General features: G+C 47.2%; 1 protein-coding gene. It reads right to left on the reverse strand.

The window, feature by feature from the left end:
• On the reverse strand, positions 1 to 1,150 hold a 1,150-nt coding region (locus KDK17_RS02585; protein ID WP_257287270.1), incomplete at its 3' end, for a hypothetical protein.
• Between the last annotated feature and the right edge of the window lie 78 nt (positions 1,151 to 1,228).

The raw sequence follows: 1,228 nt of genomic DNA on the forward strand, positions 1-1,228 counted from the left end.
CACCTATACCCTTGACATCGTTTTCCTTGCTGACCATTGCCAGTGCCATATCCTCCAGCAGCTGTTCAGGGTAGTGCCCGGCCAGATCCCGTTTGAAATAATCAGCTGACCTTGATTCTTCCATTGATTTGTCGACATCTTCGGCAGCCGCGTCATGGTAAATAATGGCCAGAGACAGAAGTTCTTTTTCGTCCGGTCTCAAGGAGCATTGCTGAAATTTCTCCAGCAATTCCATATACCAGAGCCCATTATTTCTGGCCCGCAGGACATGACTGCAGCTGTGCTGCGGTTTCCATACGGTTGGCATGGTTTCTCTGCCAAGGCTCTGGATCACTCTTTCCGGCCCCGGACGGCGGTAATAATGCTGCAATACCGTCAGGATGGTTTTTTCATTATCGCCAGCATTGTCAGGCAGGATCGGCGACCTCTTGAACGCGTCCACTACAAACTGTAATGCCGCTGGTACCCCGGTTACCAGTGGTGTGGCCGAGGCACCGGAATCGTTGAGACCGAGAGATTTTTTCAGGTCCTCAATTTCCCGATGAGACTGTTCGACATGCTTTGGCCAATTCTGGTAGAAAGGATCTGTTTTCCGATTAATCCACAGTTTTTCAACCCATTCGATATAATCATCCATGGTTAAATCATCAATAATTTGCACACCGCGAATGCAATATTTGCCCAAGAATAATTTAAGCCAATCCAGAGTCTTTTCGTCCAGGCAAGCATTGAAATGAAACAGGGCCAGCAAGTGGGATTTGACTGTGGCGAGGGGGGGAGGTTCAAAACTCACATCTAATACTCTTCTCAAATGTTGCTGTATTTGCTCTTCATTGAGCCGCTGACAGATTCGGTTAAATTCAACGACGTTTCCCGGGCAACCGATTAAAGGTATTTTCTGGAGATGTTCCAGAGTCATAAAATCAAAGGGAGCAAAGGCTGCCACCATATAGTTCATTGCACCCGCTGGCATTACCTGTTCCGAGGTGCCGTTCATCCTCTCAATTAAGAGAATAGCTCTCTCCAGCTTTGTCCCGCTTTGCAAAAGCAGATGAAGTAAGCGACAAGCTTCTTGCGCCTGTTTCTGAGTTTGCTCATGCTCTGGCTCCATGTTTCTGTACATTTCGGAAAACACTAACAGGCCAAGCAAAGAATCAACCTCTCCTCCATAGAAAAAACGCTGGTGAATGGGCAAGCCACTTTGTTTTAATTCCAGAAGCTTCTCGTA

The organism is Endozoicomonas sp. SESOKO2 (genome assembly GCF_024606245.1).
Lineage (GTDB): Bacteria > Pseudomonadota > Gammaproteobacteria > Pseudomonadales > Endozoicomonadaceae > Endozoicomonas_A.